The 5,511-nt window shown below is 70.5% G+C and carries 7 protein-coding genes and 1 pseudogene; 2 read left to right on the top strand and 6 right to left on the bottom strand.

The genetic code is table 11. The features are described from left to right. Positions 1-1,710, bottom strand: a 1,710-nt coding sequence (locus JNW91_RS29165; RefSeq protein WP_238425907.1) for an MDR family MFS transporter, incomplete at its 3' end; no start/stop codon positions are given. A 112-nt stretch (positions 1,711-1,822) separates the two neighbouring features. On the opposite strand from JNW91_RS29165, the gene JNW91_RS29160 reads away from it, so the two are divergent. After that, complete coding sequence (locus tag JNW91_RS29160) at positions 1,823-2,488, top strand: TetR/AcrR family transcriptional regulator (RefSeq protein WP_309244515.1); 666 nt, start codon at positions 1,823-1,825, stop codon at positions 2,486-2,488. A gap of 12 nt (positions 2,489-2,500) precedes the next feature. On the opposite strand, the gene JNW91_RS29155 is transcribed toward JNW91_RS29160, so the two are convergent. Together JNW91_RS29155 and JNW91_RS29150 are read right to left on the bottom strand one after the other, a co-directional pair. Continuing rightward, positions 2,501-3,010 (bottom strand): GNAT family N-acetyltransferase, encoded by a 510-nt coding sequence (locus JNW91_RS29155; RefSeq protein ID WP_203178708.1) that lies wholly within the window; start codon positions 3,008-3,010, stop codon positions 2,501-2,503. Continuing rightward, complete coding sequence (locus tag JNW91_RS29150; protein WP_203178709.1) at positions 3,007-3,228, bottom strand: biotin/lipoyl-binding carrier protein; 222 nt, start codon at positions 3,226-3,228, stop codon at positions 3,007-3,009. The genes JNW91_RS29155 and JNW91_RS29150 overlap by 4 nt, the downstream gene beginning before the upstream one ends. Before the next feature lie 222 nt (positions 3,229-3,450). Here JNW91_RS29150 and JNW91_RS34110 point away from each other — a divergent pair, with 222 nt between their 5' ends. Then, the gene (locus tag JNW91_RS34110) at positions 3,451-3,525 is read left to right on the top strand and encodes a 50S ribosomal protein bL37 (RefSeq protein WP_369814844.1); all 75 of its coding nucleotides are present in this window, start codon (positions 3,451-3,453) and stop codon (positions 3,523-3,525) included. 124 nt (positions 3,526-3,649) lie between these two features. Here JNW91_RS34110 and rsrA read toward each other — a convergent pair whose 3' ends face one another. The 3 genes and pseudogenes from rsrA to JNW91_RS29135 all read right to left on the bottom strand — a co-directional run. Beyond that, the gene (gene rsrA, locus JNW91_RS29145; protein WP_089019138.1) at positions 3,650-3,937 is read right to left on the bottom strand and encodes a mycothiol system anti-sigma-R factor; all 288 of its coding nucleotides are present in this window, start codon (positions 3,935-3,937) and stop codon (positions 3,650-3,652) included. Between the two features lies 1 nt (position 3,938). Continuing rightward, a complete protein-coding gene (locus JNW91_RS29140; RefSeq protein ID WP_203178707.1) occupies positions 3,939-4,763 on the bottom strand; it encodes a sigma-70 family RNA polymerase sigma factor in 825 nt (274 codons plus the stop codon). Positions 4,764-5,016: 253 nt separating this feature from the next. Continuing rightward, positions 5,017-5,511: pseudogene (locus JNW91_RS29135) on the bottom strand (alpha/beta hydrolase family protein); the annotation flags it as partial.

Raw genomic sequence — 5,511 nt, 5'->3', positions numbered from 1 at the left:
CCCCGTCCCCGGCAACCCCCTGCACCGCCTCTGGCACCGCCTGACCCGCCGCCGCTGACCCGGGATCCCGCGGAAAAGGGGACGCCGCGCCGACCGTGCAGGTCGACGGCGGCGCTTGCCGGGGGGTGGGTCAGCGACCGGGGCCTTGCCGAGGGCGATCTCGGCTTCCTCCTCCGGGGTGGCCTGCGGCGGGGCCTCGTTCGCGGTGCGCAGCGGGATCTCCTTGATGAACCAGGCGAGCACCGGGATCACGATGGTGAACAGCACCGCCCAGAGGAAGACATGCGAGATGGCGTCGGCGAGCCCACCGAGCACCAACTCCCGTGCCTGGGCGGGCAGTTCCTTGAGCTTCTCCAGGTCCATCTCCGCACCGGCCTTGCCGCCGAAGGCGTCGCCCGCGGCGGAGTCGGCCAGCCGGTTGGCGAAGATCGCGCCGAACAGCGAGATGCCGAACGAGCCGCCGATCGACCGGAAGAAGGTGGCCGCGCCACTCGCCGCGCCCAGGTCCTTCTGCTCCACGCTGTTCTGCGCGATCAGCATGGAGGTCTGCATGAGGAAGCCCATACCGACGCCGAGCACGACCATGTACAGCGAGGACTCCACCTTGCTGGTGCCGGTGTCGAGCAGGGTCAGCAGCCCCATGCCCGCCGTCATGACCACGCCACCGATGATCGGGTACGCGCGGTATTTGCCGTTCTTGGTGATCGCCCGACCGATGACCAGCGAGACGACCAGCATGCCGAACATCAGCGGCAGGAGCAGCAGGCCACTGTTGGTAGCGGACGCTCCCTGCACGGTCTGCTGGTAGAGCGGCAGGAAGTTCATCGCGCCGAACATCGCGAAGCCGAGCAGGAAGCCGATCACCGAGATCAGCGCGAAGTTGCGGTTGGCGAAGAGCCCCAACGGCAGGATCGGCTCCGGGACCCGGCGCTCGACCAGGGCGAACGCCACCAGCGCGAGCGCGGACAGCACGGCCAGGCCGAGGATCTGCGGCGAGGACCAGTCGTACTGGCTGCCACCCCAGGTGGTGATCAGCACGATCGCGGTGATGCCGACCGAGAGCAGCCCGGCGCCGAGCCAGTCGATCCGGTGCTCCGTGCGGTACTTCGGCAGGTGCATCGTGGTGATCAACACGAGCAGCGCGACGCCGCCCAGCGGCAGGTTCACGTAGAACGCCCACCGCCAGGAGAGGTGATCGGTGATGAAGCCACCGACCAGCGGGCCGGCCACCATGGCGATGGCCATGATGCCGGCGATCATGCCCTGGTAGCGCCCACGCTCGCGGGGCGGGACCAGGTCGCCGATGATCGCCATCACGCCCACCATGAGGCCACCGGCGCCCAGGCCCTGCACGGCCCGGAAGGCGATGAGCTGCACCATGCCGTCCTGCGGACCGCCGAACATCCCCGAGCCGGCCATGCCGCAGAGGGCGGAGCCCACGAGGAAGATGACGACCGAGGTCAGGAAGACGGACTTGCGTCCGTAGAGGTCACCGAGCTTGCCCCAGATCGGGGTGGAGACGGTGGTTCCCAGGACGTACGCGGTGACCACCCAGGTGAAGTGGTCGAGGCCGCCGAACTCGCCGACGATCCGCGGCAGCGCGGTGCTGACGATCATGTTGTCGAGCATCGCGAGCATCATCGCGATCATCAGCCCGAACAGCACGACCCGTACGTTGGGTCGTGCGCCGGCCTGGGTTGCCTGAGTCATGGGTAAGCTCCCCCCGAGGATTGCCATACTTACTTGCCGCCCGGCTAGTCACCTTACTAGCCGCACGGTAAGTTGGGTAGCAAGCACCGGTCAAGCGAATTGGAGGGCGTGGGTGAGGGAGAGCACAGGCGGGACGCGAGAGCGGATCAAGGCCGTCGCGCTCGAGCTCTTCACCGAGCAGGGGTACGAGAAGACCTCGCTCCGGGAGATCGCCGAGCGGCTCAACGTCACCAAGGCCGCCCTCTACTACCACTTCAAGAGCAAGGACGACATCGTCGCCAGCTTCGTCGAGGACCGGCTGGAGAAGATGGACGCGCTCACCGCCTGGGCCGAGTCGCAGCCCGCGACCCTGGCCACCCGACGTGAGCTGATCTCCCGCTACGCCGACACGATGTTCGCCGGCGACCTGCCCACGGTGATGCGCTTCTTCGAACAGAACCAGACCGTGCTCAAGAGCCTCGCCTCCGGCCAGCAGATGCGCGACCGGATGATGCGGCTGGCCAGCGAGCTCTCCCGGGGCGACGATTCACCCGCCGCCCAGCTGCGCGCCGCGCTGTCGTTGTTCGCCGTCCACACCAGTTGGTTCGCCGTGCGGGCACCGGAGATCACCGACGCGGAGCGCCGCCGACTCGCCCTGGAGGTGGCCGACGAACTGCTGGCCGCCATCGGTGCGGAACCAGCCGAGGGCGCGGAACCCGCCGAGGACGCGGAACCCGACGACGGCGCCGAGCCCGACGAGAGTGCGGCACCGGCCACCTCGGGCAGCCCGCGGGGCTGACCCACCGGCGGCTCAGCCGCGGGGAAGCTCCAACCGCAGGCCCAGCAGGTCCACGCCCGCGAGCGGCGACCAGTCCTTCTCCGGCGCCCGGACGAACCCGAGCCGCTCGTAGAGCCGGTGCGCCGACACGGCCATCCCGGCCCGGACGCAGATCACCACGGCCGTGCAACCCAGCTCGGTCGCGCGATCCACACAGGCCCGCGCCAGTGCTCCGCCGACACCGCGCCCCTGCGCGGCCGGGTCGACCGCCAGCATCCGGAACTCCGCCTCGCCCGGCCCGGACAGCTCGGCGAACGGGGTGCCCGGCAGCACGAAGGTGACCGAGCCGAGCACCGCGCCGGTCGACTCGTCCGCCGCGACCAGCACCTCACCACTGGCGGCCCGGGTGGACACGTCGGCCAGCACCGCGCCGTACCCGTGCTCGCCCTTGAGCTGACCGTCAGCCTCGTACGCGGCCACGGTCAGCCGGGCCACCGCGGGGAAGTCGACCGGCTCGGCGCGCCGGACCAGCAGGCCGGTCAACCGATCACCGCGATCAGGTCGCCGTCCTGCACGACGTCGCCCTCGTTGACGGCGAGCTGCTGGACCACTCCGTCGGACTCGGCGATGACCGGGATCTCCATCTTCATCGACTCGAGGATCACCAGGGTGTCGCCCTCGGACACGGTGTCACCGGTCGACGCGACGACCTTCCAGACGTTCGCCACCATCTCGGCGCGGATCTCCTCGGCCATGTCCAGGCCCTCCCTTTTCGCGATGTGCCTGCCGACGTATCCAATCATGCGGCGGTGCGACGCGGGTGCGGAGCGGTGCGGCCTGGTTGCCGCGCCCGCCCTGGGGGAGGCGACGCGTGCCGACCGCACTACCATCAGCGGGTCGGACCCGACGCCGGGCGGCCGGAGGGTGCACGGGCGCCGAGGTTGTGCGCACGAGGGGATCCGACCCATCACGAGGAGGTCAGCATGGCGAAGAAGTCTCGCAAGAAGAAGGCCCGCAAGAAGAGCGCCGCGAACCACGGCAAGCGTCCCAACTCCTGAAACGGCGCGGCGGGCCGCACGGCCCGTCACTGATCAGGCCGACCCGGCGGACGCCGGGTACACCGGTGGCCCGGGTCGACATCGACCCGGGCCACCGGTTTTCGTCCGTCAGGGGTGCTGATGCTCAGTCGGCCAGCTCGCGGGAGTCGCTGGTCTCGAAGACAACCAGCTCGGTGAGCTTGACCCGCAACCGTTCGCGCAGCTCGTCCGGCGCGGTCTCGTTGCCGCAGCAACGGGCCACCAGCGCTCGGACCTCCTGCTCGAGGCCGTACTCGCGCAGGCACGGCCCGCACTCGTCGAGGTGGTGCCGGATCAGCGTGCGCCGCTCGTCGGCGCACTCCAGATCCAGGTAGAGGTAGACCTCCGCGAGCACCTCGCGGCAGTCTGTCTCGTGCGGCTCCCCACAGCTCACGTCACACCTCCCGGCCGGCAGCAGCAGTCGAGCCCTTCGACGAGCGGGCCGCGCTGAAGCCCCGCTCCGAGGCGTAGCGCTCGAGCAGCTTCCGCAGATTACGACGGCCCCGGTGCAGACGCGACATCACGGTGCCGATCGGCGTACCCATGATGTCCGCGACCTCCTTGTACGAGAAGCCCTCGACGTCGGTCAGGTAGACGGCCAGGCGGAACTCCTCCGGCAACTGCTGGAGGGCCTCCTTGACGTCGCTGTCCGGCAGCCGGTCGAGCGCCTCGGTCTCCGCCGAGCGCAGACCGCTGGAGGTGTGCGACTCGGCCTCGGCGAGCTGCCAGTCGGTGATCTCCTCGGTGGGCGCCTGGATGGGCTGGCGCTGCCGCTTACGGTAGGAGTTGATGTAGGTGTTGGTCAGGATCCGGTAGAGCCAGGCCTTCAGGTTGGTGCCCTGCTCGAACTGGTGGAAGGCGGCGTACGCCTTCAGGTAGGTCTCCTGGACCAGATCCTCGGCATCCGCCGGGTTGCGTGTCATCCGCAGCCCAGCAGCGTAAAGCTGATCGACGAATGGCATCGCGTCCCGCTCGAAACGGGCCCTGCGCTCGTCCGTCTTCTCGGTGGTCAACCGCACATCCCCTCGCGTCGGATGCTTTCCCGCCGAGGATACGCGCACGGACCTGACCACAGATTCACTTCCGGCTGGTGTGCCCGTGCTCACCGCTCCCACCCCGCCCGGTTCCACCGTCGCGGGCCAGTCCGGAGCGTCCAGCAGCCGCTTCAGCTGCCGGGCGTCCCGTTCGTCCCGCTCCCGGATCCGTGTCTCGGTCGGCACCGGTCACCCCCCTCGCAGAAAAGTCGTCCCGGGGGTAGTAACGCGAGACGCCTGGTGGGACATTCCGGCCGAGTCTCCCGTTCCTGGCCCCAGCCCCGACGGGCGGCCGGCGCTGGGACCAGGAAGGGCCTGGGAGGGTTGGCGCCTCCTGTCCGGATCGGGCCGGCGGCGCCATCGGATGCAACGAACCGCGCCGGGCACCGGACACGGTCTGCCCGACCGGCCAGGCCCGCCCGAAAGGAGGCACACGGCTTCAGTCGGCCGTCCAGCCCCGGGCACGCAGCCAGTCGCGCACCACGTCCGCCGTACCGGCCGGGTCCCGCCGCAGGTCGTGCGTCTCCCCCGGCCGGGTCACCACGTGCACGGCCGGCCCCGACCGCGGCACCCCGAACGGGTCCCGGTCGCCGTTGACCACCAGCGTCGGCAGACCGGTGTCCAGTTCGGCGGCCCGGGAGCGTTCCGGACGACCGGGCGGGTGCAGCGGAAACGCCAGCGCGACGACACCGGCCGCGCCGACCGCGTGGGCCGTCCGGCAGGCCACCCGCGCGCCACTGGAGCGACCACCGACCACCAGCGTCGGAGCGTCCGGGTGCCGGTCGCGCACGGCGGCGAGCACCGCCGTCCAGGCCTCATCGAGGTGACCGGCGGGGGCCGGCGCGCGCCGCCGGCGACCCGGTAGGGCTGGGTCACCCGGGACCACCACCACGCCGGCCGAGACCGCCGCGTCACGCACCGCGAGCAGGTCGGC

The organism is Micromonospora parastrephiae (assembly GCF_016802865.1).
GTDB lineage: Bacteria > Actinomycetota > Actinomycetes > Mycobacteriales > Micromonosporaceae > Micromonospora > Micromonospora parastrephiae.
Note: the sequence above shows the minus strand (reverse complement) of the source record. Positions and strands in the feature narration are given on the sequence as shown.